The 24,094-nt window shown below is 74.7% G+C and carries 23 protein-coding genes and 2 pseudogenes; 11 read left to right on the top strand and 14 right to left on the bottom strand.

Annotated elements, in window-relative coordinates; all coding sequences use genetic code 11:
* Window positions 1–107: 107 nt before the first annotated feature.
* The 4 genes and pseudogenes from moaC to GA0070564_RS25005 all read left to right on the top strand — a co-directional run bounded on the left by moaC (window position 108) and on the right by GA0070564_RS25005 (window position 2,932).
* Window positions 108–599, top strand: a complete 492-nt coding sequence (moaC, locus tag GA0070564_RS25020) for a cyclic pyranopterin monophosphate synthase MoaC (RefSeq protein WP_091613921.1) — start codon at window positions 108–110, stop codon at window positions 597–599.
* A pseudogene (locus tag GA0070564_RS25015) lies at window positions 596–1,063 on the top strand (MogA/MoaB family molybdenum cofactor biosynthesis protein); the annotation flags it as partial. The gene moaC and the pseudogene GA0070564_RS25015, both read left to right, overlap by 4 nt.
* A 136-nt stretch (window positions 1,064–1,199) precedes the next feature.
* On the top strand, window positions 1,200–2,462 hold the full coding sequence (locus GA0070564_RS25010; RefSeq protein WP_091613916.1) for a molybdopterin molybdotransferase MoeA: 1,263 nt from the start codon (window positions 1,200–1,202) through the stop codon (window positions 2,460–2,462).
* Window positions 2,463–2,494: 32 nt separating this feature from the next.
* Window positions 2,495–2,932 carry a molybdenum cofactor biosynthesis protein MoaE gene (locus GA0070564_RS25005; RefSeq protein ID WP_091614223.1) on the top strand — a complete coding sequence of 146 codons (438 nt, stop codon included), beginning with the start codon at window positions 2,495–2,497 and terminating at the stop codon, window positions 2,930–2,932.
* A gap of 25 nt (window positions 2,933–2,957) precedes the next feature.
* On the opposite strand, the gene GA0070564_RS25000 is transcribed toward GA0070564_RS25005, so the two are convergent.
* On the bottom strand, window positions 2,958–4,331 hold the full coding sequence (locus GA0070564_RS25000; protein WP_091614220.1) for a glycosyltransferase 87 family protein: 1,374 nt from the start codon (window positions 4,329–4,331) through the stop codon (window positions 2,958–2,960).
* A 250-nt stretch (window positions 4,332–4,581) separates the two neighbouring features.
* Window positions 4,582–5,148: a DoxX family protein gene (locus tag GA0070564_RS24995; RefSeq protein ID WP_091613913.1), complete on the bottom strand. Its 567-nt coding sequence runs from the start codon at window positions 5,146–5,148 to the stop codon at window positions 4,582–4,584.
* 135 nt (window positions 5,149–5,283) lie between these two features.
* Between GA0070564_RS24995 and GA0070564_RS24990 the strand changes: the two genes are divergently transcribed.
* Window positions 5,284–5,829, top strand: a complete 546-nt coding sequence (locus tag GA0070564_RS24990) for a GNAT family N-acetyltransferase (protein ID WP_091613910.1) — start codon at window positions 5,284–5,286, stop codon at window positions 5,827–5,829.
* A 19-nt stretch (window positions 5,830–5,848) separates the two neighbouring features.
* Here the strand turns inward: GA0070564_RS24990 and GA0070564_RS24985 are convergent, their stop codons facing one another.
* The 3 genes from GA0070564_RS24985 to GA0070564_RS30535 form a co-directional block, all read right to left on the bottom strand.
* On the bottom strand, window positions 5,849–7,087 hold the full coding sequence (locus GA0070564_RS24985; RefSeq protein ID WP_091613907.1) for an ATP-binding protein: 1,239 nt from the start codon (window positions 7,085–7,087) through the stop codon (window positions 5,849–5,851).
* Window positions 7,088–7,229: 142 nt separating this feature from the next.
* A complete protein-coding gene (locus GA0070564_RS30025; protein WP_245670218.1) occupies window positions 7,230–8,105 on the bottom strand; it encodes an LppU/SCO3897 family protein in 876 nt (291 codons plus the stop codon).
* 46 nt (window positions 8,106–8,151) lie between these two features.
* Window positions 8,152–8,631 (bottom strand): LppU/SCO3897 family protein, encoded by a 480-nt coding sequence (locus tag GA0070564_RS30535; protein ID WP_176730837.1) that lies wholly within the window; start codon window positions 8,629–8,631, stop codon window positions 8,152–8,154.
* Window positions 8,632–9,161: 530 nt separating this feature from the next.
* Here GA0070564_RS30535 and GA0070564_RS24970 point away from each other — a divergent pair.
* On the top strand, window positions 9,162–10,016 hold the full coding sequence (locus GA0070564_RS24970; RefSeq protein ID WP_245670216.1) for an EamA family transporter: 855 nt from the start codon (window positions 9,162–9,164) through the stop codon (window positions 10,014–10,016).
* A gap of 37 nt (window positions 10,017–10,053) precedes the next feature.
* Here GA0070564_RS24970 and GA0070564_RS24965 read toward each other — a convergent pair whose 3' ends face one another.
* From GA0070564_RS24965 to GA0070564_RS24945, 5 genes are all read right to left on the bottom strand, one after another.
* Window positions 10,054–13,245 (bottom strand): UvrD-helicase domain-containing protein, encoded by a 3,192-nt coding sequence (locus tag GA0070564_RS24965; protein ID WP_091613897.1) that lies wholly within the window; start codon window positions 13,243–13,245, stop codon window positions 10,054–10,056.
* Window positions 13,246–13,402: 157 nt separating this feature from the next.
* The gene (locus tag GA0070564_RS24960; RefSeq protein ID WP_091613892.1) at window positions 13,403–14,647 is read right to left on the bottom strand and encodes a metallophosphoesterase; all 1,245 of its coding nucleotides are present in this window, start codon (window positions 14,645–14,647) and stop codon (window positions 13,403–13,405) included.
* 13 nt (window positions 14,648–14,660) lie between these two features.
* Window positions 14,661–14,903, bottom strand: coding sequence for a MoaD/ThiS family protein (locus tag GA0070564_RS24955; protein WP_091613888.1), 243 nt, complete (start codon window positions 14,901–14,903; stop codon window positions 14,661–14,663).
* A gap of 3 nt (window positions 14,904–14,906) precedes the next feature.
* Window positions 14,907–15,920 carry a GTP 3',8-cyclase MoaA gene (gene moaA, locus GA0070564_RS24950; RefSeq protein ID WP_091613884.1) on the bottom strand — a complete coding sequence of 338 codons (1,014 nt, stop codon included), beginning with the start codon at window positions 15,918–15,920 and terminating at the stop codon, window positions 14,907–14,909.
* Window positions 15,917–16,831, bottom strand: a complete 915-nt coding sequence (locus GA0070564_RS24945; RefSeq protein WP_091613880.1) for a fructosamine kinase family protein — start codon at window positions 16,829–16,831, stop codon at window positions 15,917–15,919. Before GA0070564_RS24945 ends, moaA begins: the two co-directional genes overlap by 4 nt.
* A gap of 173 nt (window positions 16,832–17,004) precedes the next feature.
* Between GA0070564_RS24945 and GA0070564_RS24940 the strand changes: the two genes are divergently transcribed.
* Window positions 17,005–18,126 carry a DUF4192 domain-containing protein gene (locus tag GA0070564_RS24940; RefSeq protein ID WP_091613877.1) on the top strand — a complete coding sequence of 374 codons (1,122 nt, stop codon included), beginning with the start codon at window positions 17,005–17,007 and terminating at the stop codon, window positions 18,124–18,126.
* Between the two features lie 80 nt (window positions 18,127–18,206).
* On the opposite strand, the gene fdhD is transcribed toward GA0070564_RS24940, so the two are convergent.
* On the bottom strand, window positions 18,207–19,067 hold the full coding sequence (fdhD, locus tag GA0070564_RS24935; protein ID WP_091613873.1) for a formate dehydrogenase accessory sulfurtransferase FdhD: 861 nt from the start codon (window positions 19,065–19,067) through the stop codon (window positions 18,207–18,209).
* A gap of 190 nt (window positions 19,068–19,257) precedes the next feature.
* Here fdhD and mobA point away from each other — a divergent pair, with 190 nt between their 5' ends.
* The 3 genes from mobA (at window position 19,258) to GA0070564_RS24920 (ending at window position 21,303) form a co-directional block, all read left to right on the top strand.
* The gene (mobA, locus tag GA0070564_RS24930; RefSeq protein ID WP_091613870.1) at window positions 19,258–19,857 is read left to right on the top strand and encodes a molybdenum cofactor guanylyltransferase; all 600 of its coding nucleotides are present in this window, start codon (window positions 19,258–19,260) and stop codon (window positions 19,855–19,857) included.
* On the top strand, window positions 19,854–20,126 hold the full coding sequence (locus tag GA0070564_RS24925) for a DUF6457 domain-containing protein (protein WP_091614211.1): 273 nt from the start codon (window positions 19,854–19,856) through the stop codon (window positions 20,124–20,126). The genes mobA and GA0070564_RS24925 overlap by 4 nt, the downstream gene beginning before the upstream one ends.
* Before the next feature lie 76 nt (window positions 20,127–20,202).
* Window positions 20,203–21,303: a T3SS (YopN, CesT) and YbjN peptide-binding chaperone 1 gene (locus GA0070564_RS24920; RefSeq protein ID WP_091613867.1), complete on the top strand. Its 1,101-nt coding sequence runs from the start codon at window positions 20,203–20,205 to the stop codon at window positions 21,301–21,303.
* An 81-nt stretch (window positions 21,304–21,384) separates the two neighbouring features.
* On the opposite strand, the pseudogene GA0070564_RS30575 reads toward GA0070564_RS24920, so the two are convergent.
* Window positions 21,385–21,468: pseudogene (locus GA0070564_RS30575) on the bottom strand (hypothetical protein); the annotation flags it as partial.
* 2 nt (window positions 21,469–21,470) lie between these two features.
* A complete protein-coding gene (locus tag GA0070564_RS24910; RefSeq protein ID WP_091613864.1) occupies window positions 21,471–21,926 on the bottom strand; it encodes an Lrp/AsnC family transcriptional regulator in 456 nt (151 codons plus the stop codon).
* 59 nt (window positions 21,927–21,985) lie between these two features.
* Between GA0070564_RS24910 and ddaH the strand changes: the two genes are divergently transcribed.
* A complete protein-coding gene (gene ddaH, locus GA0070564_RS24905; RefSeq protein WP_342672581.1) occupies window positions 21,986–22,819 on the top strand; it encodes a dimethylargininase in 834 nt (277 codons plus the stop codon).
* 75 nt (window positions 22,820–22,894) lie between these two features.
* On the opposite strand, the gene GA0070564_RS24900 is transcribed toward ddaH, so the two are convergent.
* Window positions 22,895–24,088, bottom strand: coding sequence for an ABC transporter substrate-binding protein (locus tag GA0070564_RS24900; protein WP_091613857.1), 1,194 nt, complete (start codon window positions 24,086–24,088; stop codon window positions 22,895–22,897).
* Window positions 24,089–24,094: the final 6 nt, after the last annotated feature.

The following is a 24,094-nucleotide window of genomic DNA, read 5'->3' as shown; positions in this document are numbered from 1 at the left end:
CGCGGCGCTCCTCCCTCCCACGTCGGCCTTCCGGGATGACACGACATGGGCGCAACCGTCACGGCGGGCACCGCGGCTGGTCGTACCCGAGGGATAGGCTCGCGGCCGTGACCGATCCCGTGCAGCTCACCCACGTCGACACCGCAGGCGCGGCCCGCATGGTCGACGTCTCCGCCAAGCCGGTCTCCGGCCGGCTGGCGGTCGCCGCCGGCCGGCTCCGCACCACTTCCGAGGTGGTGGAGCTGCTCCGCCGGGACGGGCTGCCCAAGGGCGATGCGCTCGCGGTGGGCCGGCTGGCCGGCATCATGGGCGCCAAGCGCACCCCCGACCTCATTCCGCTCTGCCACCCGATCGCCCTGCACGGGGTCACCGTCGACCTGCGCCTCACCGCCGACACGGTGGAGATCACCGCGACGGCGCGTACCGCCGACCGGACGGGCGTCGAGATGGAGGCCCTGACCGCGGTGGCGGTGGCCGGGCTGGCCCTGGTCGACATGGTCAAGGCGGTCGACCCGGCGGCCTCGGTGGACGCGGTGCGGGTGCTCCGCAAGGAGGGCGGCAAGACCGGCGAGTGGGTCCGCCCGGAGGACCGGCCGTGATCCGCGCCCGGGTGGTCGTCGCCTCCAACCGGGCCTCCGCCGGGGTCTACGAGGACACCAGCGGCCCGTTGCTCGTCGCCGGCCTGCGGGAGCTGGGCTGTCAGGTGGACGAGCCGGTGGTGGTGCCCGACGGCGAGCCCGTCGGCGCGGCGCTGCGGGCCGCCCTGGCCGACGGGGTCGACGTGGTGCTGACCAGTGGCGGCACCGGCATCAACCCGACCGACCGGACGCCCGAGGTGACCCGCGCGCTGCTCGACCACGAGGTTCCGGGCATCGCCGAGGCGATCCGGGCCCACAGCCGGGAGCGGGTGCCGACCTCGGCGCTGTCCCGGGGGCTGGCCGGGGTGGTCGGCCGGATGCTGGTGGTCAACCTGCCCGGTTCCCGGGGCGGCGCCAGGGACGGTCTCGCGGTGCTCGGGCCGATCCTCGCCCACGCCGTCGACCAGCTCCGCGGCGGCGACCACCAGCCCTCGCCGCCACCGACGACGGAGGCCGGGCCGGTGACCGCGGAGGCCGGGGCGGAGGCCACGGAGGCAGACCCGGCGACCGGTGGTGACCAGTGACCGGGCGGGCCGACCGGGCCGGCGATAGGCTCGCCGGATGAGCACGGAAACCGCCGCCCAGGCGGAGGATCGGGCGACCGCGCCGCCGCCGGCCGGTTGGGAGGAGGCGCGCGCCCGGGTGTACGCGGTCGGGCTCTCCGCCGCCCTGCCCGCGGTCAGCCGGTCGCTCGCCGACCTCGACGGGCACACCCTGGCCGAGCCGTTGACCACGCGTACGGACCTGCCGGCGTTCCCCACCTCCAGCGTGGACGGCTGGGCGGTGCGCGGCGAGGGCCCCTGGCGGGTGGTCGGCCGGGTGCTCGCCGGCAACCGGCCGGCGCCGCTGACCGAGGAGGGCAGCACGGTCGAGATCGCCACCGGGGCGATGGTCCCGGAGGGCACCACGGCGATCCTGCGGGTGGAGGAGTCGACGCGGACCGGCGACGGCCGGGTCGACGGCACGCCCCGGCCGACCCCGGAGTGGCGGGAACCGGGCGAGGAGGCGTACTCGGGTGAGGAACTGCTCCCGGCCGGCACCCCGGTCGACCCGGCGCTGATCGGGCTGGCCGCCTCCTGCGGACACGACACCCTGCGGGTCCGGCGGGCGCCCCGCGCGGCGCTGCTGGTCTTCGGTGACGAGCTGCTGACCAAGGGCCCGCCGGCGGCCGGCCGGGTCCGCGACGCGCTCGGCCCGGCGGTGCCGGCCTGGCTACGCCGGTACGGCTGCCAGGTGCGCCCCTCCGACGTCGTGGGTCCGGTGGCGGACACGCTGCCCGCGCACGTGGCCGCCGTCCGGTCGGCGCTGGCCGGCGCGGACCTGGTCTGCACCACCGGTGGCACGATGCACGGCCCGGTGGACCACCTGCATCCGACGCTGGCGGCGCTCGGCGCGGACTACGTGGTGAACACCGTGGCGGTCCGGCCCGGCTTCCCGATGCTGCTCGCCCGGTTGGTCTCCGACGACGGCCGGGTCCGGTTCGTCGCCGGCCTGCCCGGCAACCCGCAGTCCGCGATCGTGGCCCTGGTGTCGCTGGTGGCGCCCCTGCTCGCCGGGTTGCAGGGCCGCCCGATGCCGGTGCTGCCGCACGCCACGCTGGCCGAGCCGATCGCCGGCCGGGGCGACTACACCCACCTGGCCCTGGTCCGGCTGGACCGGGCCGCCGGCACCGCCCACCCGGTGCGGCACGTCGGCTCGGCGATGCTGCGCGGCCTGGCCGGCGCCGACGGGTTCGCGGTCGTCCGGCCGGGTACCACGGGTGCGGTGGGCGACCGGGTGCCGATCGTGCCGCTGCCGCTGCTGCCCGGGGAACGGTCCTGGTGACCACGCCGGCCGACACCCGCGAGGAGGGCCCGATGTCCGCGTCCACGACCGCGCCGGTCAGCTTCGGCACCGTCACCGACCGGCCCCTGGACCTGGCCGCGCACGAGGCGGCGGTCGCCGACCGCCGGGCCGGCGCGGTGGTCTCCTTCCAGGGCGTGGTCCGCGATCACGACCACGGTCGCTCGGTCACCACCCTGGAATACGAGGGCCATCCGAGCGCCGAGGCGGTCCTGAAGGAGGTCGCCGCCGAGGTCGCCGCCGACCCCGACGTGTACGCGGTGGCGGTCTCGCACCGGATCGGCCCGCTGGAGATCGGTGACGCGGCCCTGGTGGCGGCGGTGAGCACCGCCCACCGGGCCGCCGCGTTCGCCGCCTGCGCCCGCCTGGTCGACGAGGTCAAGGCCCGGCTGCCGATCTGGAAGCGGCAGGTCTTCGCCGACGGCACCGAGGAGTGGGTGAACTGCCCCTGACCCGACCGGCCCGGCGGGCGGCGGCTCAGCGGCGGGCGGCGAACTGGTTGGTCCGGGCCGGTCGCTGGTTGTAGAACGCCGGTTCGGCGCCGGGCCGCCAGGGCAGTGCGGCGACCAGCGCGATCAGGGCGATGGCCAGCGAGTTCTCCATCAGCGCACCGAACAGCCCGTCCTGGTAGTGCGACACCTCCGGCAGTTGGTGCTCGTACGGCCAGATCGGGGAGACCAGGAAGAGCAGGTAGAGCCCGACGGCGGCCACGCCGTGGCGCATCCCGGTCAGGGTGGGGTACCAGATCGGCGGGCGCAGCCCGGTCACCGCGGGCGGCCCCCCGTACGCCGGATGTGTCCCGGTGCGTGCCGCCGGTCCCCGGCTGGCCTCCCGCCGACGGACGGCGGCGTCGGCGAGGACCAGGATCGCCGGGATGACCCAGACCAGGTGGTGCGACCAGGAGATCGGGCTGATCACGTTGGCGGTGAGCCCGACCAGGGTGAACGCGGTCAGCTCGTCGCCGTCGGCGTGGGCGGCGGCGGCCCGGGACAGCCCGAGCGCCAGGACCAGCATGGAGAAGGTCACCCAGAGCAGGCCGGGCGCCTCGATGGCGTCGTAGAGCCGGGCCAGCAGGCCGGCCAGGGACTGGTTGGCCGTCATGTCGGCCGCCCCTACCCGCTGCGTCTGCCAGAGCACGGTGCCGAAGTAGGCCCGGGACTCCTCGCCGACGATCAGGAACGTCCCCGCGGTCACCGCGACGGTGGTGCCGATGGCGGTGGCCGCCGCCCGCCACTGCCGGGTGACCAGCAGGTAGCCGATGAAGAGCGCGGGGGTCAGCTTGATCGCGGTGGCCAGGCCGATGCCGACGCCCGCCCAGGCGCCGCCGAACGCGAAGCGGGCCAGCGGTCCGGTCCCCACCAGGCGGGCCAGCCGGCCGGTCGCCGCCGGACGGGTGCCGCGCCGGGACCGCCGGCGCAGACCGACCAGGTCGGCGATGACCAGCGCGAAGAGGAACAGGTTCACCTGGCCGTAGCCGAGGGTCTCCCGGACCGGTTCGATGGCCACCGCCATCGGCACCGCCACGCCGACGCTGAACCAGAGCGGCCGGCCGAGCCGGTCGACGAGCGGGCGCAGCAGGGCGATCATGGCGACGGTGAGCGCGGCGACGCTGGCCGCCGCGTTCAGCCAGCCGGCCACCACCACCGGCACCCGGGCCATCGGCAGCATGGCCAGCGCCGCGAACGGCGGGTAGGTGAAACCCAGGGTGGTCGCGGGGGCGATGAAGTCGTACAGCTCGTGGCCGCTCGCCCACCACACCACCGCGCCGTGGTAGATCCGCATGTCGAAGAAGGCGTACGGCCGGCCGAACGCGCCGATGGCCAACCAGGCGGCGTACCCGGCGGCGGCGATGACACCTACCCGGACCAGCAGGAGCCGGTCCCGATCGCTGATCCGCGGGCGGGCGGGGAGGGGCGGCTCCCCGTCGGGCCGGTAGCGGCGCCTCACCTCGCCCCCTCCCCCTCCTGCGACCGAATGCGGTTCCACTGATCCCGGATGGTTCTCGACATGCACACCGCGTTAACGCCTGCCGGAGCGGTCAGGTGATTCGCGGCCGGGGGTGGAGGTGGCCGGTGGAGGGGACGGGACGGGACGGGACGGGTCAGCCGGGCAGTCGCCGGGCGGTGGCGGCCGAGCGCACGGCGATCCGGGCCTCCCGCTTGGCGGTCCGGACCGCCCGCTGCACCGAACGCCCGGAGCGCTGCACGGAGCGCCTGGAGTGGCCGATCCGGTGACCGGCCCGCCAGCGCAGGCCCGGCTTGCCCTCGGTGTCGGCGGCGGCGAGCAGGAGCCCGCCGAACAGGCCGAGGTTCTTCAGGAAGTGGATCTGGTTGTTGTTCCGGGCGGCCGGGTCGTCGTTGTTCCAGAAGGGATGCCCGGCCAGCGTGGTCGGCACCAGCGTGCCGGCGAGCACCAGGGCGGCCGGGCGGGCCAGTTTCCCGGTGGCCAGCATCAGCCCGGCGGCGACCTGGGTGGCCGCGTTGATCCGGATCAGCGACTCGGTGTCCGTGGGGACCTGGGGGGCGTTCTTCTCGATCAGGGGCGTGATCCGGTCGGTCACCGGCTTCGCCGCGGTGACCAGGCGGCCGGGGTTCTGAAAGTTGCGGGCACCGCTGACCACGAAGATGCCGCTCAACATGATTCGGGCGAGGGAGCGCACGGGTTTCATGGATCAGTCATACCCCTTGAAACGGATCGCTACCCCTGCAACGGCCGGATCCCGACCGGCCGTGGCGGGCGCCGCGCCACGCCGATCCGAGCGACCGTCGCTGATGGACGGGCGACGGAGGGTAACGTCGCGCGGGTGACGACCCTGCGGCTGCGACCCGAGGGGCCGGCGGACGCCGGGCCGGTGCGGCGGGTGCTCGCCGCCGCCTTCGCCCGCCCGGACGTGGCCTCCCCGCCGGAGGTGGGGTTGGTCGACGAGCTGCGGGACAGCGACGCCTGGATCCCTGAGCTGGCGATGGTCACCGAGTACGGCGGCGAGGTGGTCGGCTACGCCCTGCTCACCCGGGTGCGGGTCCGGGGCGACGCCGGGGTCGCGCCGGCGTTGGCCCTGGGGCCGGTGGCGGTGGCGCCGCACCGGCAGCGGGTGGGGCACGGCGCCGCCGTGGTGCAGGCCGCCCTGGAGGCGGCCACCGAGTTGGGCGAGCGGCTGGTGGTGGTGCTCGGCAACCCGGCGTACTACCGGCGGTTCGGCTTCGACCGGGCCGACCGGATGGGGTTGACCAGCCCGTGGTCCGGGCTGGGCGAGCCGTGGCAGGCGTTGGCGTTGCCCCCGACGGTCAGTGGCGAGGGCCCGCTGCCCCGCGGCGAGGTGGTCTTCCCGCCGCCCTGGTCGCGGGTCTGACGGCCGGGCCGCCCGCCGGTCAGGCCGGTTGGGTACGCAGGTAGCGACCGAAGTGCGGGACGGTGAAGGCGACCGTGCCGCGCTCGCCGGAATAGATCAGCCCCTTCTTGATCAGGGCGTCCCGGGCCGGGGAGAGGCTGGCCGGTTTCCGGCCGAGCGAGCGGGCGATCTCGGCGGTCGGCACCGCGGCGTCCATGTCGTCGCGCCCGCCGCCCTCCTCCCCCTCCACCAGGGAGAGGGTCGCCATTGCCCGCATGTACTCCCGCTCCGCCGGGGTGGCCCGCTCGAATCGGGAGCCGAAGAAGCCAACCGCCAGTTCGGCCTCCGCCTCGGGCGCGGCCACCCGGACGTCCGCCGCGGTGATCGGCGAGCGCGGCGCGTGGTCCCAGGTCGCCTTCCCGTACGCCTGGACGAAGTACGGGTAGCCGCCGGACTTCTCGTAGAGCAGGTCGAGCGCCTTGGCCTCGTACTCGACCTCCTCCCGCTCGGCCGGCGCGCAGAGCGCCTGGTCGGCGGCGATCCGGTCGAGCCGGTCGATCCGTTGGTAGCGGAAGAGCCGTTCGGAGTACGACTTGGCCGCGCTGAGCACGGCCGGCAGGTGCGGCAGCCCGGCGCCGACCACGATCAGCGGGGCGCCGAGCTGGGACAGCTCGTGGCAGGCGGCGCAGAGCGCGGAGACGTCCTCCGCGCCGAGGTCCTGCATCTCGTCGATGAAGATCGCGATGCCGGTGCCCACGTCGGTCGCCACGGCCGCCGCGTCGGTGAGCAGCTCGACCAGGTCGATCTCGATGTCACCGGAGTCCGCCCGCCCGCTGCTGGCCGGTACGTCGATGCCGGGCTGCCAGCGGTCCCGCAGTTTTGGGGCGACGCCGCCGCGCCCGGGCGGCGTCGAGCGCTGGGCGAACGCCTTCAGCACACCGAGGAAGCCGTCGATCCGGTCCGGCGCCCGGTGTCGGGGGGCCAGTTCGCGGACCGCCATGTGCAGGGCGGCGGCCACCGGGCGGCGCAGCGACTGGTCCGGTCGGGCCTCGATCTTGCCGGTGCCCCAGAGGTGGGTGATGGCCTGCGAGCGGAGGGTGTTGAGCAGCACCGTCTTGCCGACGCCGCGCAGGCCGGTGAGCATCAGGCTGCGTTCGGGGCGGCCCCGGGCGATCCGTTCCAGGACCACGTCGAAGACGTCCAGCTCCCGCCCCCGTCCGGCGAGCTCGGGTGGGCGCTGCCCCGCGCCCGGGGCGTACGGATTGCGGACCGGATCCACGCATCGCAGAGTATCGGCCCCTCTAGCCGCGGAGCTAGAGATGGATAGACGGGGCTACCGGCGTGTTGCTTCGAGGCGAAACTAGGGCTGTCTAGCGTTGATGCTAGACAGCCCTAGTTTTGTCTATCGGGGATGGTCGGGGTCAGCGGGCCCGGCGCAGGCAGAGCACGAAGTCCTGCTCGGCCAGTGGGCCGTCGGAGACGTAGTTCGCCGTGGCCTGCGGTGCCAACCGGGCGCACCGGTCCCCCTCGGCGGTGCCGGGGATCCGCAGCAGCACCTCGAAGGCGCCCGGCCCACACGGCACCTTGCGCAGCGCGGCCGCCTGGCTCGTACCGTCGTTGACCACGCAGTCGCCCTTGGCGAAGTCCTGCCCGCCGGGCGCGGGAGGCTCCCCGGTCGGCTCCTCGGTGGGTTCGTCGGTCGGCTCCTCGGTCGGGTCGACGGGGACCGCCGTCGACGGCGCGGACGACCGGTCGTCGTCGCCGGAAGGGAGGACCAGCCACCCGGCCAGGACCAGGCACGGGCAGAGCAGGGCGACCAGCACCGCCCCGACGATCAGGGCGACCTTGCGACCCGACCGCCGCGGCGGCGGCACCGGATATCCGGGCGGCGCCCCCCACTGACCGCCACCCCCACCCGCCGGGTACGGCACCGGTGGGTACGCGGCCGTCGGCTCCCCCGGCGGGTACGGCACCGGTGGGTACGCGGCCGTCGGCTCCCCCGGCTGGTACGGGCCGGGCGGGTAGGCGGCCGTCGGGTCGCCGGACGAATAGGGCCCGGCCGGCGGTGGGAACGGACCGCTGGGCGGGTACGGGCCGGGCACCGGCGCGGTCGGTGGCTCCGCCCCGGCCAGCGGCATGGTGGGCGAGTCGTCGTGACCGGCCGGCGGGCCGGCCCAGCCCGGCAGCGGTGCCGTCGGCGGCTCCCCGCCGCCCGGCGGGCGGGCCCACGGCGACGGTTCGTCGTCGCCGTGACCTGCGGGTGGGCGGGGGTACGGGTCGTCGTCGGGACGGGACATCGGCTTCCCCCGGGGTCGAGGCGGCTCAGCGCTGCGCCGGTCCGGCTCAGCGCTGCTTCAGGCAGAGGACGAAGTCGAGGGTGTCCAGCTCACTGTCGAAGAAGAACCAGTTGGTGTAGCCGGGCACCTTCGCGCACTTCGCCTCCGCGTCCTTCTCACCACTCGTGGGGCCGTCGAAACGGCGGACCACCTCGTAGCTGCTCGGCTCACAGGTGCTGATCAACAACTTCGGCTTGCCACCGGCCGGTCCCTCGTTGCGGACGCACTGCCCCTCCTTGACGAACCGGGGGTCGGCCGTGGACTGCGGGGCGGGAGCGGTCGGGACCGCCGAGGCGGCGGCGCTCGCCGGTGCGGCGGGCGCGCCCGACGCCGCATCGGGCGCCGGCGTGACCTGCTCCGCCCCGCCGCCGAACAGCAGCCAGGCCAGGGTGCCGGCGGCGGCCAGCAGGGCCACCGACAGGACGGCCAGCACGGCGATCAGGGGGCCCTTGCCGCGCCGGGGCACCGGCTGCCCGTCGTACGACACCGGGCCCGGGCCGCCCGGGCGGTAGGGGTCGGCGCCGTCCGGGTCCGGGTAGTCGTCGGGGCCGATCGGGCGGCTGCGCGGGACGGCGGGCGGCTCCGCCGCCTCCACGGCCGCCGGCCAGCCCGGCGAGGGATGGTACGCCGACCGGTCGGGTCGGCCGGGCAGCGTCTCGCCCCACCCGGTCCCGGTCCGGGGCGCGGAGCCGGCGTCGAACCCGTCGTCCGGTCGACGCCCGTCCCACGGGTCCGGGTCGCCGTCCCCCGGGGAGCCGTAGTTCGCCATGCACGCCCTCCTGCGTACCAGTGGTGAGAGGCCGGCCACCCTCGGGCGGCGCGGACACCGTCGTCACCGTAGCGTGATCCAACGATGACCTCACCCACTCCGCGTCCTTCGTCACCCCGGCGGCCGCCGAACCCGGTCCGACCCCCGGGCGGCCCTCCGGCGCCCGCCACCCGGCCGGCCCTGGTCTGGTCTGGACCGCGCTCGGCCTCGTCTACGTCCTGTGGGGATCGACCTACCTGGGCATCCGGGTGGCCGTCGAGTCGATGCCGTCGCTGCTCTCTGCGGCGCTGCGGTTCGCCGCGGCCGCGGTGGTGCTCGCCGTGGCGCTGCGGCTGCGCGGCGGCCGGGGCGCGCTCCGCGTCGACCGGCGTCAGCTCGGCTCCGCCGCGCTCGTCGGGGCGCTGCTGCTGGCCGGCGGGAACGGTCTCGTGGTGCTCGCCGAGTCCGGACCGCCCGGTAGGGCCCTGCCGTCCGGCGTCGCGGCGCTGCTGGTGGCGACGGTCCCGCTGCTGGTGGTGCTGCTGCGCGCGGTCACCGGGGACCCGCCCCGGGCCTGGGCCCTCGTCGGTGTCACGCTCGGCTTCGTCGGGCTGGTCCTGCTGGTGCTCCCCGGCGGGTCCGGGGCGGTGCCGTTGGCCGGTGCGCTCACCGTGGTCGCCGGGGCGACCAGCTGGTCGGTCGGCTCGTTCCTCGCCGGCAGGTTGCCGATGCCGGCCGACCCGTTCGTCGCCACGGTCTACGAGATGATCGCCGGTTCCGCCGTGCTCGCGGTGCTCGGCGCCGGCCGGGGCGAGCTGACCGGCCTGGACCCGGCGGCGATCACCACCCGGTCGTGGCTCGCGCTGGGCTACCTGACGGTGGCCGGCTCGCTGGTCGCCTTCACCGCGTACGTCTGGCTGCTCCAGCACGCGCCGATCTCGCTGGTCTCCACGTACGCCTACGTCAACCCGGCGGTGGCGGTGGCGCTCGGCGCGCTGCTCGTGGCCGAGCCGGTCACCCCGCCGGTGCTGCTCGGTGGCGCGGTCATCGTGGCCGGGGTGGCCCTGGTGGTGACCACCGAACGTCCCCGCCGCCCGGCCGTCGCCGACGAACCCACCGGCTGAGCCGGCCCGACGTCGGCCCGGGTCAGCCGGCGTCGGCTCAGATCAGCCGGAGCTGGCGGTCCCGGGGCCGGCGCGGTTCGCTGTCACCGAACCGTTCGAACAGTCCCGCGTCGATGTCGGCCAGGAACGGCGACGGGACCACCTCCCGCTCCGCGCCGTGCCGGGCCCGCCGGGCGGCGTGGCTGACGTACAGCCGGTCCTGCGCCCGGGTCAGCCCGACGAAGAAGAGCCGGCGTTCCTCGGCCACCTGGTCGTCGTCGGGGCTGCTGCCCGGCCAGCGCAGCGGCAGCAGTCCGTCCTCCGCGCCGACCAGGAAGACCACCGGGAACTCCAGCCCCTTGGCGGCGTGCAGGGTGAGCAGGGTGACCGCCTCGGCGCGCGGGTCCAGGGCGTCCACCTCCGCGCCGGTGGCCAGCTGGGACAGGAACAGCTCGAGGTCGTCGCCGCAGCGCCGGGCCAGCGGGGTGAGCAGGTCCACCGCGCCGCGGACGTCCTCGGGGCGTACCGCGCCGGTGCCGTCGAGGGTGGGGACGGCGAAGCGCTCGGCCACCACCTGCCCGGCCAGCCGGACCCGGGCGGCCAGCGGACCGTCGAGGCCGGCGTTGCGCAGCTCGCGGGCGATCGCCAGCACCCCGGGCCGGTCACGCAGCCGGTCGTGCGAGCGCTTCTGCACCGGGATGTTCGCCCGGGACAGGGCGTCCAGGATCGGCCCGGCCTGCGCGTCGGTGCGGTAGAGCACCGCGATGTCGGAGAAGGACAGGGTGGTCGACCGGCCGTCGATCCGGCCGGTGTCCAGCGAACGGTGGGAGAGGCCGCCGACCAGCTCGTCGACGGTGCGTACCACGAAGTCGGCCTCGTCGGCGACGGACGCCGCGGCGTACCGGCCGACCAGCGGGGCCTCCGGGTCCAACCGGGCCGGGTCCAGCCGCCGGCCCCGGACCAGCGACGACGGTGCGATCGCCTGCACGGCGGCGGCCAGGATCGGTGCCGACGAGCGGTAGTTGCGGTTCAGCCGGACCAGGCGGGCGTCGGTGAAGTCCTGCGAGAAGCGCAGGAAGTAGCCGACGTCGGCGCCCCGGAACGAGTAGATCGCCTGGTCGGGGTCGCCGATCGCGCAGAGGTTCCCGTCGGCGGGGGAGAGCAGCCGCAGCAGGTCGTACTGGACCGCGTCGACGTCCTGGTACTCGTCGACGAAGATCCACTTCCACCGCTCGCGGTACTCCCGGACCAGCTTCCGGTCGCCCTTGAACAGCGCCACCGGCAGGGTGAGCAGCTCGTCCAGGTCCACCAGGTCCCGCTTGCGCAGCAGCGCCGCGTAGCGGGCGTCGTCGTCACCGGCCTCGGCGCGGGCCGCCGCACGGTCCGCGTCGTCGGCGATCCGGAAGTCCGCCGGCAGGCCCGCCGCCACGGCGTTCTCCCGCAGGATGGTCAGGCCCAGCGAGTGGAACGTGCCGACCGTGACGTCCTCGGCGACCGGCCCGAGCAGCCCGTCGAGGCGGTGCCGCAGCTCCTCGGCCGCCCGCCGGGTGAAGGTGATCGCCAGGCACTGGTCGGGGAAGACGTTCAGCTCCGCGCAGAGGTACGCGATGCGGTGGGTCAACGTCCGGGTCTTGCCGGTGCCCGGGCCGGCCACGATCAGCAGCGGCCCACCGGGCGCCGACGCGGCCACCCGCTGCATGGCGTCCAACCGGTCCAGCAGGCCGGTTCCGACCTCCTCCATGCCGGCGAGCATCGGCTCGAATGGCTCGTGCGGGGAGGGCGCCGACGCGATCGGCGGCGGGGGTGGGGCGGTCGGCTTCCGCTTCGGCTCGGCCTTCACCGCCGCCGGACGCCGGGCCCTCGGCCTCGGCGCCGGCTCCGCGGGCCGTCGCTGCGCCGGCACGGGTACGTCGAACAGGGTCTCCTGCCCGGTCCCCTCCGTGGCCGAACCCAGTTCGTCGGCGTCGAAGAGGGTGATCACGCCGTACTCCCCGTCGTAGCCCGGCACCCGGCGGACGTCGCCCCGCCGCAACCGGCCGATCCCCTCGGCCAGCAGCTCACCGCCGACCCGACCGATCTCGTCCAGCGGTGCCCGGGTGAGGATCTCCAGCTCGGGGCCGAGCGCGGCGACCAGCTCGTTGAGCTTCCCCTCGACCTTCTTCGACCGGGCGCCCACCTTGTTGATCTCGCCGAGGATCTCGGCCAGCGGCACCAGGTGGGTGACCTCGCGGGCGTGCGCCGGGCGGTGTCCCGCCGGCCGGTCGGCCAGCTCCTCGACCCGGCTCAGCACCCCCACGGTCAGCGGCTTGCCGCACTCCGGGCAGCGACCGCCCGCCTCCCGGGTGCGCTCCGGCGCCCAGTTCACCCCGCAGAGCCGGTGCCCGTCGGCGTGGTACTTCCCCTCCTCGGGGAAGAACTCGATGGTCCCGGCGAGCCCGTCGCCGGTACGCAGCGCCTCCCGGACGGCGAAGTAGTCCAGCGGGGCGCGGAACACGGTCGCCTCCCGGGCCAGCGCCGGCGGGGAGTGCGCGTCGGAGTTCGACACCAGCTGGTAGCCGTCCAGGCTGCCGACCCGCCAGTTCATCTCCGGGTCGGAGGAGAGGCCGGTCTCCACCGCGAAGATGTGCTCCGCCAGGTCGGCGTAGCAGTCGGCGATCGCGTCGAAGCCGGACTTCGAACCGAGCGCCGAGAACCACGGCGTCCAGATGTGCGCCGGGACGAGATAGCCGTCCGGGCTGGCCTCCAGGGTGATCTCCAGCAGGTCCCGGGAGTCCAGGCCGAGGATCGGCCGGCCGTCGGAACCGAGGTTGCCGATCCTCCCCAACGCCGCGTTGAACCGGCCCACCGCGTCCAGGTCCGGCAGGTAGATCAGGTGGTGCACCTTGCGGGTCCGGTCGTCCCGCTTGTAGATCGTGGAGATCTCCACGCTCAGCATGAACCGGACCGGGTCCGTCTCCGCCTCGCTGGCCAGCCGGGGCGGCAACCGGCGGGCGATGTCCCGCTCCGCCTCCGGACCGAGCCGGTAGAGGCCGGGCTCCGCCGGGTGCAGGGTCTCCCGCAGGTGGTCGTACCAGGCGGGGTGGGTGAAGTCTCCGGTGCCGAGCAGGCCGATGCCCTTGCGCCGCGCCCACCAGCCGAGGTTGGGCAGGGTGAGGTCGCGGCTGCACGCGCGCGAATACTTCGAGTGGATGTGCAGGTCCGCGACGAGCGGCGGAGAGCCGCCGGGGGGTACGGCGCTGAACGGGGGCACGCCGCATCCTGTCACGGCCGCTGCGGTACCCGCCCCCCGCCACGCTCACGCGTGACCTGAGCAATCCGGTGCTGGACCGGCTGCCCCGCCCGGGGTATAAGGGCCACAAACCCGGCCTGACCTGCGATGATCATGGCCGGGAGCGGTGGCCGGCCGGTCAGGCGCTGCGCAGCTCGACCAGGCTGATCTGCGGATCCGCGCCCACCCGCACCGGTGGACCCCAGAACCCGGCGCCGTTGGTGACGTACACCTTGGTGCCGTCCACCTCGCCGAGGCCGGAGACGACCGGCTGGGCGAGCCCGACGGCGAGATTGAACGGCACCATCTGGCCGCCGTGGGTGTGCCCGGACAGTTGCAGGTCCACGCCGTACTTCGCGGCCTCCTCCACGGCCACCGGCTGGTGGGCCAGCAGCACCACCGGCCGGCTCGGGTCCCGGTCGCCGAGCGCCGCCGCGTAGTCCGCCGGCGCGGCCAGCCCCGTCCCGTCGGCGGTGACGTCGTTCACCCCGGCCAGGTCCAGGATCCCGCCGGGGGTTCGGATCTCCTGGCGCACGTTCTGCAACACCCGCAGGCCCAGCCGGTCCACCTCCCGCACCCACTCCTCCACCCCGGAGTAGTACTCGTGGTTGCCGGTGACGAAGAAGCTGCCGTACCGCGAGCGCAGGTCACGCAGCGGCTCGGCCGCCCTGCCCAGCTCGGCGACGGAGCCGTCGACCAGGTCCCCGACGACCGCCACCAGGTCGGCGTCCAGCCGGTTGATCATCGAGACGATCCGCTCGGTGTGCGCCCGGCCGCGCAGCGGACCGAGGTGGATGTCCGAGACGGTGGCGATCCGCAGGCCGTCCATCCGGCGCGGCAGCTTCGCCAGCGGGATCCGCACCCGGTCCAGCCGGGGCGGGCCGAGGGCGTTACGGACGCCGTACCCGGTGACGCCGACCGCGGTGAGACCGGCGAAGATGGCCGCCCCCCGGGCCAGCAGCAGCCGGCGGTCCCGGTCGTGGTCCGGCTGGTCGACCGCCGCGGCGGCCGGCGGGTCGGCGGGCCCCGCCGCACCCACCAGCGCCGGCTCCGGCGCCGCCGTGGTCGGCTCGGCGACCGCCGACCGGCGGCGCAGCACCAGCCGCGCCACCGCCATCGGCACCTCCAGCAGCACGAGTACGACCAGCAGGTAGAACATCACCGCCAGCCAGAGGTAACCGGGCCAGGCGAGCCAGTACAGGCCCATCTGGGTGCCGAGCACGGTGACCGGCACCAGCAGGGCGAACGCCAGGGCGACGATCGCGCCGATCCGACGCAGCCGTCCCCGGTGCGTGGTGTCCCGGACCAGCCGGCGCCACAGGTAGTAGTGGATCAACCCGGCGAGCAGGGCCTGCACCCCGACGAACGCCACGATCGGCAACACGCGTCAACCTCTCTCAGCCACCGGCGAACGGAGGCAGCACGTCGATCGTCGCTCCGGCCGGCAGCGGTGTCGAACGATCATGACAGGCGACGCCGTCGACCAGGAAACTTGCCGCCGTCAGCACCCGGGCCAGTGAGTTGCCGTGCCGCTGGGCCAGCTCGGCGGTCAGCTCGTCGAGCGAACGGCCGGCGGGCACGGTCTCCGCGGACCGGCCGGCGGCGGCCCGGGCCCCGGCGAAGTAGCGGACGGTCAGCACTGCTCAGCCACCGATCGCCGACATCGGCCGGGCCGGCTGGAGGAACGTCGGATCGTCGATGCCGTGCCCGGCCCGCTTGCCCCACATCGCCGTACGCCAGCGTCGGGCCAGCTCCTCGTCGTCCGCCCCGGCCCGCAGCGCGCCCCGCAGGTCGGACTCCTCCGTGGCGAACAGGCACGCCCGCACCTGGCCGTCGGCGGTGAGTCGGGTGCGGTCGCAGTCCCCGCAGAACGGCCGGGTCACGCTTCCGATCACCCCGACGCGGGCCGGCCCCCCGTCGACCAGCCAGGTCTCGGCGGGCGCCGCGCCCCGCTCGGCGGGATCGGGGGTCAGGTCGAACTCGCTGCCGAGCGCGGCCAGGATCTCGTCGGCCGTGACCATCGTGGCCCGGTCCCAGCCGTGCTGGGCGTCCAGCGGCATCTGCTCGATGATCCGCAGCTCGTAGCCGTGCTCCAGGGCGAACCGCAGCAGCGCCGGCGCCTCGTCCTCGTTGACGCCGCGCATCAGCACCGAGTTGAGCTTCACCGGGCTCAACCCGGCCGCCGCTGCGCCGGCCAGGCCGGCCAGCACGTCCGCCAGCCGGTCCCGGCGGGTCAGCGTGGCGAACCGGGCGCGGTCCAGGGTGTCCAGCGAGACGTTCACCCGGTCCAGGCCGGCGGCGCGCAGCGTGGGCGCCAGCCGCTCCAGCCCGATGCCGTTGGTGGTCAGCGAGATCCTCGGCCGGGGCCGCAGGTCGGCCACCGCGGCCACGATGCCCGGCAGGCCGGGGCGGATCAGCGGCTCGCCGCCGGTGAAGCGCACCTCGGTCACCCCGAGCCGCTCGACGGCCACCCGGATCAGCCGGACGATCTCGTCGTCGCCGAGCAGTTGCGGCCCGGCCAGCCAGGGCAGCCCCTCGGCCGGCATGCAGTACGTGCACCGCAGGTTGCACTTGTCGGTCAGCGATACCCGCAGGTCCTTCGCGACCCGGCCGTACCGGTCGGCGAGGACGCCCGGGGTCGTCGGTGCGGCGGTCACCTGTCGACCGTAGCGCGTCCGGCGCCCCGCAGCGCGGCACGGGCCGCCGCGCCCACCGCCTCCCGGTACGCCGCACCGAAGAGCGCGGTGTGCACCAGCAGCAGGTGCAGCTGGTGCAGCGGCACCCGCTCGCGCCAGCCGTCGGCCAACGGCCACTCCTCGTCGTACCCGGCCAGGATGCGGTCCAGGTGCGGCGGGCCACCGAAGAGGGCCAGCTGGGCCAGGTCGGTCTCCCGGTGGCCGCCGTGCGCCGCCGGGTCGACCAGCCACACCCGGTCTCCCGCGCCCCACAGCAGGTTGCCCGGCCACAGGTCGCCGTGGATCCGGGCCGGCGGCTCGTCGCCGCCGAACTCCCCGATCCGCTCGACCAGCTCCTCCACCGGGGCGGTCTCGGCGGCGGTCAGCGCCCCGTTGGACACCGACATCGCCAGGTACGGCGCCAGCCGGGTCCGCGCGAACCACCCCGACCACGGGCCCGGGTCCGGGGTGTTGTCCTGCGGGAGCGCCCCGATGAACCCCGGCCATTGCGCGCCGAACGCCGGCGCGCCGGCCCGGTGCATCCCGGCCAGCTCCCGACCGAAGCGTTCGGCCGCCTCCGGCGTCGGCTCGTCGGTCTCCACCCAGTCGAGCACCAGCAGCTCCGGCACCGCCACCAGCACCTCGGGCACGGCCACCGTGCCGGCGTCGCGCAGCCAGCGCAGCCCGGCCGCCTCGGTGGCGAAGAAGCCCTCCGGCACCGGCCGGGAGGTCGTCTCCGGCCAGCTCTTGGCGAAGACGGAGTGACCGTCGTCGAGGGTCAGCCGGGAGGCGGCGCAGATGTCGCCACCCTTGACCGGGGTCTCCCGGATCCGCTGGTGGGTCAGGAAGGTCGGCAGGTGTTCCGGATGTGCCCGCAGGTAGGCCAGGTCCATCTGCGCAAGGTAGCCCCTCCGCGGGCCGGGCGCGGGCCGGTGCGCGCTCCGCTCCGTCCGTACTCGGTGCAGTTCTCCGCCGACCAGGGAAAATACGGAGGGTGACTGTGGATAACCGGAGTGTCGTCCACAGGGCCTGTCGGCGCGTGCCGGAGCCGCGCAGGCTGCCTCGCATGACGCAGCTCGACCGGGCCCGCCTCGCCGTCCGCTCACCCGCCGACCTGATCGCCGCCGTGCCCTACCTGCTCGGATTCCATCCCAGCGACAGCGTGGTGGTGGTCGCCCTGCGCGGCCGGCGGATCATCTTCGCCGCCCGGGCAGACCTGCCCGACCGGGGCGCCGACCCCGCTCCACCCGCCCGGCACCTGGCCGAGGTGATCGTCCGGCAGCGCGCCGAGTCGGCCACCGTGGTCGGGTACGGGCCGGCCGAGCGGGTCACCACCGCCGTCGACGCGGTCCGTGGGGCGCTGGCCGGGGTCGGGCTGGTGGTGCTGGACGCCCTCCGGGTGACCGACGGGCGCTACTGGTCCTACCTCTGCACCGAGGCCGGGTGCTGCCCACCCGACGGCACCCCGTACGACCCGGGGGCCAGCGAGGTCAGCGCGGCTGCCGTCTTCGCCGGCCAGGTCGCCCTGCCCGACCGGGCGGCCCTGGCCGCCCTGGTCGCCCCGCTGGACGGCCCGGTCCGGGTGGCCATGCGCAGGGCCACGGCGCGGGCCGGCCAGCGGCTGGCCCGGCTGCTCGGCCGTCCGGCCGGGACGGAACTGCCGCCGGGTGACCCGGTGCCCACCGCCACCGGCCCGGGAGGTCCCGCGGGCGGTCCGGTCGGCGTCGGGGACGACGGGGCGGTACGGGCCGCCGGGGTGGCGGCGGTGCGGGCCGCCCGCCGCCGGCACCGGCGCGGTGAGCGGCTGACCGACGACGAGGTGGCCTGGCTCAGCGTCCTGCTGACCCGGCTGACCGTCCGGGACCACGCCTGGGAACGCACCGACGGGCGGGACGAGGACATCGCCCTCTGGACCGACGTGCTGCGCCGGGCCCAACCGGGGCTGGCCGCCGCCCCGGCCAGCCTGTTGGCCTTCGCCGCGTGGCGTGCCGGGCAGGGGGCGCTGGCCGCGGTCGCCCTGGAACGGGCCCTGACCGAACACCCGGGCTACTCGCTGGCGCTGCTCCTCGACGACCTGCTCCGCCGGGGGGTGCCCCCGGCACAGCTCGACGGCTGGCCGGCGGTGGCGCCGCCCGGCGTGGTCCGGCGCCGCTCCCGCCGCCCCCGACCGCCCCGGCGGCGCAGTTGACCCCCGGGCCGGCCAGGAGGCACCCGGTCGGCGACGGGCACCGCCAGCAGATCCGAGGGTGCGGCTTCGACCTCGCCGGTTCAGGCGGTGACGGTCAGCCGGTGCGCGCCGGTGTAGACGTTCATGGTCCGGCCGCGCAGGAAGCCGACCAGGGTCATTCCCGCCTCGGCGGCCAGGTCGGCGGCGAGGGTGCTGGGCGCGGAGACCGCGGCGAGCAGCGGTACGCCGGCCATCCACGCCTTCTGGGTCAGCTCGAAGCTGGCCCGGCCGGAGACCAGCAGCAGGTGCCCGGCCAACGGCAGGAGCTGTTGGCGGACCGCCCAGCCGACCACCTTGTCCACCGCGTTGTGCCGGCCGACGTCCTCACGGAGCACGGCCAGCCCACCGTCGGCGGTGAAGAGGCCGGCCGCGTGCAGGCCGCCGGTCCGGTCGAAGGCCTTCTGCGCGGCCCGCAGCTTCTCCGGCAGCTCGGCGACCAGTTCGGCCGGCACGGTGAGCGGGTCCTCGGCGACCGAAAAGAGGGACCGGGTACGCACCGCGTCGATGCTCGCCTTGCCGCACACCCCGCAGGAGCTGGTGGTGTAGAAGTTGCGCGCCGGGTCGGTGGCCGGTTCCGGCACGCCCGGGGCCAGCACGATGTCCACCACGTTGTAGGTGTTCGGGGTCTCCGCCCCGGCGCAGAGCTGGGCGGTCTGCACGTCCTCGGCGGAGCGGATCAGCCCCTCGGTGAGCAGGAAGCCGATCGCCAGGTCGATGTCGTCGCCGGGGGTGCGCATGGTGATCGCCAGCGGCTTGCGCCGCCCCGGGCCGGCCGGACCGACCCGGATCTCCAGCGGTTCCTCCACCGAGAGGCTGTCCGGCCGGCGTACCGGGGCGCGACCCTGCGCCGCGGCGTCGAGGTCGATCCGGAGTACGCCACGTCGATCGGTTGCCCGTCCCATGCCGCCATCCTCCCCTCCCCGCCCCGCCGCCACACCTCACGGCCGTCTTCCGGCGCTGTGATCACCACGTCCTTCGGCATGTCGGCCTGTCCGGCCGGGGCATGGCCGCGGCGTGTCGGCCTGTCAGGTCGGGGGCGGGCTGGCTCGGCGGCGGGGAGCGGGCGTCGGTGGGTGGCGTTAGCGTGACGGGGTGGAGTCGTACGCGGCGGTGGTGCTGGCCGGTGGGGCGGCGCGCCGGATGGGTGGGGTGGACAAGCCCGGCCTGCCGGTCGGCGGTCGACCGATGCGCGACCGGGTGCTGGACGCCGTCTCCGACGCCGTGCCCCGCATCCTGGTCGGGCCGGCCGGCGCCGTCCCGCCCGACGTCCTGGTCACCCGGGAGGACCCGTCCGGTGGCGGCCCGGTCGCCGCCACGGCCGCCGGGCTGGCCCTGCTCCCCGCCGACGTGACCACGGTCGCGCTGCTCGCGGCGGATCTGCCGCTGCTCACCCGGGCGGCGGTCGGTGGGCTGCTGGGCGAGCTGGTCGGGTCCCCGGTCGACGGAGTCTGCCACGTCGACGACGAGGGCCGGCGGCAGACCTTGTGCGGGGTGTGGCGGGTGGCCCCACTGCGGGCGGCGCTCGCCGGGTTGACCGCCCGGCGGGGCGGCACGCCGGACGGCGCCCCGATCCGGGAGCTGCTCGCCGGGCTCACCGTGCGGGGCTTGCCGTGGGTCGGCTCGGGGCCGCCGCCCTGGTTCGACTGCGACACTGACCTCGACGTACGACGGGCTGAGGAGTGGACGCGATGACGGTGATGGACGACTGGGTGACGGCGGCCTGCGCCGAGCTGGGCCTCGATCCGGCCGAGGTGTCGGTGCCCACCGTGCTCGACCTCGCGAAGGACGTCGCCCATCAGGTGCTGCGCCCGGGGGCGCCGGTCACCGCGTACCTGCTCGGGGTCGCGGTCGGTCGGGGCGCGGATCCGGCGGCGACGGCCGGCCGGTTGAGCGAGCTGGCGGGGACCTGGCCGGTGGAGCTGGGCTCCGACCGACCTGCCGGGAGCGACCCCGCGCGGTGAGCCCACGGCGGCCGGTCCGCGCCGAGTCGCGGCTCCCGTCGCGTGGGTAGGGTGATCGTGACGGACGGAGGCGATCATGACGGCAGACCACCCCTCGGAGCCGGCCGCAGCGCAGGCGGGCACCCCGCCGGAGCAGTACGAGTCGATCCTGCTGGACGAGCCGAGCACGGCCGACCTGCGGGCGAAGGTCAACGAGGCCTGGCGGGAGCTCGCCCGGGCGCTGGCCGAGCGGCTGCGGGAGCTGCCCGCCGGGGCGCACCTGGAGCTGACCCTCGACCCGACCGCCTCCGGCACCGGTGACGCCGTCTACTCGACAAGCGTCGACGTCGGCGAGGAGGGGAAGATCTCCGCCCGCGCGGTCGGCAACGCCACCCTGCCGCAGGGCTACCGGCTGGACCGGGCCGCGGTGGCCGACATGATCGCCCTGGGTTGGTCGCCGCCGGGCGTGGTGGCGGGTTCGGGTGAGGACTTCGGCCTGGACGGCTCCACCGCCGAGGCCGCCAAGCTGGCCCCGGTGCTGACCCGTACGCTGCGCGACGTCTACGGGGCTCCGCACCCGGCCTTCCTGGTCTATCTGGTGCACGACGGGCAGGGTGAGTCGTTGCCGGTGCCGCCGCTGGGCACGGCGCGCAGCGAGTTCGGGCCGGACCGGGACGTGGAGGCCGACCTGGACGAGGCGCTGGCCGCCGCGGGGTCCAAGGAGGGCGAGAAGGACGTGCTGGAGCTGGCGGACCGGGTGCGGACCGTCGTCTCCACCATGTTGAAGTCGGACGCCGACCAGCTCCAGGTCGACTCGGACGGCGACATCAACATCCGGGCCGGCTCGGCGATGGTCTTCGTCCGGGTCCGGGACAATCCGCCGCTGGTCGACGTCTTCTCCCCGGTGCTGACCGAGGTGGAGCCGACCGAGCGGCTCTACGTGAAGCTCTCCGAGCTGACCAACCGGATGCCGATCGGCCGGCTGTACTGCGCCGACGACACGGTGTGGGCCTCCATCCCGGTCTTCGGCCGCAACTTCCAGGCCACCCACCTGATGCTCGCGGTGCAGGTGATGACGGGGTTGGCAGACGAGTTGGACGACCGGCTGCACGGCGAGTTCGGCGGCAAGCGCTTCTTCGGCGAGGGCGACAAGCCGGCCCGGCCCGAGGGGGAGCACCGCACCGGCATGTACCTCTGACCGGTCCGGTCGGCGCACGTCGAGCAGGGTCTTGCCGACCGTGGCCCGGGCCTCGATCGCGGCGTGCGCTTCCGCGGCCCGGTCCAGTGGGAACGGCTGGCCGATCAGCGGCCGCAGCCGGCCGGCCGCGCCGTCGGCCAGCGCCTGCCGGGTGTACGCCCGCAGGGTCAGCTGGACGGGCCGACGCCCGGCGACTCGACCAGCCGGGAGAGCACGATGGTGCTCCGGGTGGAGGTGACGAACCCCTCGGCGCGGAGCCGCTCCAGGGCCTCCTCCAGGTGGGAGATGTCGGCGGCACGCAGGTGCACCAGGGCGTCCGCCTCCCCGGAGACGGTGTACGCGCCGACCACCTCGGGGTGCCGGCGGGCGGCCGCCCCGATCTGGGCGGGGGTGGTCCGGCCGGCGCAGAAGAGCTCCACGAACGCCTCGGTGGTCCAGCCGACGGCGGCCGGGTCGACGACCGCGGTGAATCCCCGGATGACCCCGGTGGCGCGTAGCCGGTCCACCCGTCGCTTGACGGCGGGGGCGGAGAGTGACACGCGGGTGCCGATGTCGGCGTACGACGCGCGGGCGTCTGCGACCAGCAACGCAATGATTCGTTGGTCAACCGCGTCGATCTGCAATGTTCCGCCTCTTGGAAGCAATGGTTGTGGCTGTTACCAAAGTTCTACGCTACCTACTCTTGGTGACCGTGAACCAGCAGCGAGTCCCGCGAAAGCGGACATATCTCATGTGCTCACCCGAGCACTTCGCCGTCGAGTACGCGATCAACCCGTGGATGGACGTCACCACGCCCGTCGACGCGCAGCTCGCGGTCAAGCAGTGGGACCGGCTGCGGGAGACCCTGGTCGGTCTCGGGCACGACGTCCACCTGCTCACCCCGGAGGCGGGGTTGCCGGACATGGTCTTCGCGGCCAACGGCGCCTTCGTGGTCGACGGTCACGTCTATGGCGCGAGGTTCAAGCACCCGCAGCGCTCGGGCGAGGCCGCCGCGCACCGGGCCTTCTACGAGGCGCAGGGCTGGCCGTTCATCGCCCCGAGCGAGACCAACGAGGGCGAGGGAGACTTCGCGTACCTGCCGGAGGCGCACGGCGGGCTGGTCCTCGCCGGGCACGGCTTCCGGACGGAGCTGCCGGCGCACGCCGAGGCGCAGGAGGCGCTGGGTCGGCCGGTGGTCTCGCTGCACCTGATCGACCCGCGCTTCTACCACCTGGATGTGGCGCTGGCCTCGATCGACGACGAGAACGTCGTCTACTACCCGGGCGCCTTCTCGGCGGCCAGCCAGCGGGTGCTCACCCAGCTCTTCCCGGACGCGGTGATCGCGGACGACTCCGACGCCCTGGCGTTCGGGCTGAACCTGGTCAGCGACGGCCTCAACGTGGTGCTGAACACCGAGGCGACCCGGCTGGCGGGCAAGCTCAAGGCGGCCGGCTACCACCCGGTGCCGGTGGAGCTGGGCGAGCTGAAGAAGGGCGGCGGCAGCGTGAAGTGCTGCATCGCCGAGCTGCGCCACTGATCCCACCGGCGGACCTGCACGCAGGGCCGGTCTCCCCGTCCGGGGGGACCGGCCCTTCGCCGTCCTGCCGGGCCGTCAGCCGAGCGTGGAGAGCTCGTTGACCAGCACGTTGGAGATCAGCTGGCCGTCGCGCTCGACCCGGCGCAGGTACCACTTCTGCTGGGGCGTACGGGACTGGTTGAACTGCCACGCCCCGCGCGGGCTGTCGATCTGGCCGATCTTGCCGAGCGCGAGGTTGACCTGCTGCGAGGTCGGGTCCGTCCCGGCCAGCCGGATCGCCTTGTCGAGCACCTGTGCCGCGTCGTACGACGCCATCGCGTAGGTGGTCGGTGAGACGTTGTACGTCTTGCGGTACGCCGAGGCGAAGATCCGGTTCGCCGTGTTGTTCAGGTCGGCGGAGTAGTTCAGCGCGGTCGCGACCTTCGCCACCTCCTGCGGCTTCGCCTCGTCGAGCACGGTGCCCTCGGTGAGGAAGCCGGGCGCATAGATCTCACCGCGGTAGCCGGCCGCGTACAGCTGCTTGACGAACTGGATCGCGGCCGGGCCGGCGAAGAAGCAGAAGACGACTGTCGGCTTGCGGCGCAGCATCTGGGTGATGTCGTAGGCGTACGCGTTGCGGCCGGGGTCCAGCGTGTCGGTGGTCCAGATGGGCGCGCCGGCCAGCCGGCGGTCGCTGGCCCCGAAGCCGTCCCGGAAGCCGGCCATCACGTCCTGGCTGCCCAGCCCCTCGGGTGCGATCATCGCGATCCGGCTGCCGGCCGGGAGCCGTTGGCGGAGGTACTCGCCGAGGGCCTCACCCGGCTCGTCCAGCACGTACGAGGTGCGCCAGATGTAGACGACGCTCTGCAGGCTCTCGGGTGAGGCGTTGGAGCCGATCAGGGGCACCCGGGCCTGCTCGACGGTGTCCCGGATGCCCACCATGACGGCCGAGTTGACCACGCCGGTGAGGGCCAGCACGCCCTCCTTGAGCAGCCCGTCCACCGCGGCCTTGCCGGTCTTCGCGCCGTCACCCTCGTCGGCGGCGAGCAGCGTGACGGGATGGTTCCCCAGCCGCTGGTCGTTGAGGGCGAGGAAGAGCTGGAAACCGTTGGTGATCTCGTCACCGATCGCCTTGTACGCCCCGCTCTGCGGTGCCACGAGTCCGATCTTGATCGGGCTGCCCGGGGCGGTGGTGCCGGTGTCCTCGTCGGTGCCGCACCCGACGGTGAGGCCGGTCGTACCGAGCGCTGCCAGCAGTTGGAGTGCCCGCCTGCGGTTCATCTGCGACACCGAGTT

This window comes from Micromonospora mirobrigensis, assembly GCF_900091555.1.
GTDB lineage: Bacteria > Actinomycetota > Actinomycetes > Mycobacteriales > Micromonosporaceae > Micromonospora > Micromonospora mirobrigensis.
The sequence above is the reverse complement of the archived record's forward strand: the minus strand, read 5'-3'. Positions and strand labels throughout refer to the sequence as shown.

Bases quoted from the DNA above. Each gene is read 5' to 3' on its own strand.
- GA0070564_RS24940 (WP_091613877.1), top strand. From the start codon at position 17,005: ATGACGCAGCTCGACCGGGCCCGCCTCGCCGTCCGCTCACCCGCCGAC.
- GA0070564_RS24920 (WP_091613867.1), top strand. From the start codon at position 20,203: ATGACGGCAGACCACCCCTCGGAGCCGGCCGCAGCGCAGGCGGGCACC.
- GA0070564_RS30025 (WP_245670218.1), bottom strand. From the start codon at position 8,105: ATGTCCCGTCCCGACGACGACCCGTACCCCCGCCCACCCGCAGGTCAC.
- GA0070564_RS25010 (WP_091613916.1), top strand. From the start codon at position 1,200: ATGAGCACGGAAACCGCCGCCCAGGCGGAGGATCGGGCGACCGCGCCG.
- GA0070564_RS25005 (WP_091614223.1), top strand. From the start codon at position 2,495: ATGTCCGCGTCCACGACCGCGCCGGTCAGCTTCGGCACCGTCACCGAC.
- GA0070564_RS24925 (WP_091614211.1), top strand. From the start codon at position 19,854: ATGACGGTGATGGACGACTGGGTGACGGCGGCCTGCGCCGAGCTGGGC.
- GA0070564_RS24945 (WP_091613880.1), bottom strand. From the start codon at position 16,831: ATGGACCTGGCCTACCTGCGGGCACATCCGGAACACCTGCCGACCTTC.
- fdhD (WP_091613873.1), bottom strand. From the start codon at position 19,067: ATGGGACGGGCAACCGATCGACGTGGCGTACTCCGGATCGACCTCGAC.
- GA0070564_RS24995 (WP_091613913.1), bottom strand. From the start codon at position 5,148: ATGAAACCCGTGCGCTCCCTCGCCCGAATCATGTTGAGCGGCATCTTC.